General features: G+C 47.0%; 1 protein-coding gene. It reads left to right on the top strand.

From position 1 onward, the window contains the following. Positions 1-38: 38 nt before the first annotated feature. The coding region (locus tag AB4585_RS28610; RefSeq protein WP_372172162.1) for a DUF3379 family protein at positions 39-428 on the top strand (390 nt) is incomplete at its 3' end.

Raw genomic sequence — 428 nt, 5'->3', positions numbered from 1 at the left:
GTTACTTGATTCATCAACTTCAAATCAGGGGAGGCAAAATGGATGATTTAGAATTTCGCCGCCGCATCATGTCTGACCCGAAAGCGCGAGACGAAGACTTACTCTGCGCCATCGCAAATAGTGACAGCAATGCCAAGTTTGCCGATGACGTATTAAATCTGGACGCGAGAATCGAACAGGCTATGCGGGTCGATGTACCAGAGAGTTTGGCTGATAAGATTTTGTTTAATCAGAGTACTGAAGACAACGTGGTACGCCCAAGCTTTGCCAAACGTAGTCTTGCGGTCGCAGCTTCTGTCGCATTTGCAGCAGGGATTATGATCGGACAGCTCAATTGGTCAGCAAATATTGTGCCTGTTGCCCATGCAAGCCTTGCTGATGAAGCCATGCAGCATGTGATTACTGAAAGCCCATTTACTGACAATCTA

It is taken from the genome of Vibrio sp. 10N.222.49.C9, assembly GCF_041474985.1.
Taxonomy (GTDB): domain Bacteria; phylum Pseudomonadota; class Gammaproteobacteria; order Enterobacterales; family Vibrionaceae; genus Vibrio; species Vibrio crassostreae_C.
This window is presented reverse-complemented; position numbering and strand designations above follow the sequence as displayed.